We start from the raw sequence: 1,040 nt of genomic DNA, 5'->3' as shown, positions 1-1,040 counted from the left end.
GGCAAGATCCCCGACGGCCTCACCCGCGCCGATCCACAGCGACTTCAGCGAAGTGGACCATGTTGGCCCCCAAGCTAATTCGTTGTCGGCGAAGGCCTCGAACAGCTGCTGCGGACGCGCACGGTCCAACCGCTCGCATACGGCGTCGATGGATTCCAATGTATCTGATGGCGGCTCATCGTCGACACCGGCGAGGACGATGCCTTCGGCGTTCAAGGACCAGTCGGCGTCGCGGTCACCGTATGGGCGGCTGTGGATCTGAAAGGTCCCGCCGCGGCTGTCGTCGGGTGGGTGCAACGTCAGCTGTACCTCCCGGGAAGCCTTGTCGCCCAGAATGATCGGCTCGTAGAAGAACACATCATGAACCCGCGCCGGCGTTCCCACCGCGGCAAGGGCCATCGCCGCATAGGTCGCGCCGGGAACCACGACTGTGCCGTAGATGATGTGGTCTGCCAGCCACGGCTGCGATTTCACCGACAGCCGGCTGGTGTAAACGATGTCGCCGGAGGCGAGGTCCTTTGCGCTGCCAAGAATTCCGGAGCTTGCGGTGGCACCGTCCGAGCGGATGCCGGCGGTCTTGGGCCAGCATTGGCGGCGCTGGAACGGGTAGGTCGGTAGTTCGAGTCTGCGATGTGACCGCTGGTGCAGCGCCGCGAAGTCCGGCCGATGCCCGGCGACGTACACCCCGGCTAACGCCTCTGCGATCTGACGCCGGTCGTCGGACCCCTTACGCAGGGAGGCGACGGCACGCGGAGCGGCCGAGTAGTCCGGCCACACCTGCAGGGCGGCGGCGGTCAGAATCGGCTGCGGACCGATCTCCATCAAGACCGAGCAGCCCAGCTGCGCAACCGTGCGGATGCTTTCGGCGAACTGAACCGGCTGGCGAGAATGCCGTCGCCAATACTGCGCGTTGAGCGGGGTTTCTGCCGTCAGAACTGCGCCGGTGCGGTTGCATACCAGGGCGCGGGCCGGAACGGTGAAGCCGAATCGCGCCGCGTACGACTCGAATTCCTCTAGTGCGGGCTCCAGCAGCTCGGAAT

The 1,040-nt window shown here is 65.7% G+C and carries 1 protein-coding gene; it reads right to left on the bottom strand.

The features are described 5' to 3' along the window. Nucleotides 1-1,040, bottom strand: a 1,040-nt coding sequence (locus AWC27_RS26890; protein ID WP_139837242.1) for a polyketide synthase dehydratase domain-containing protein, incomplete at both ends; no start/stop codon positions are given.

It is taken from the genome of Mycobacterium szulgai (assembly GCF_002116635.1).
Lineage (GTDB): Bacteria > Actinomycetota > Actinomycetes > Mycobacteriales > Mycobacteriaceae > Mycobacterium > Mycobacterium szulgai.
The sequence above is the reverse complement of the archived record's forward strand: the minus strand, read 5'-3'. Positions and strand labels throughout refer to the sequence as shown.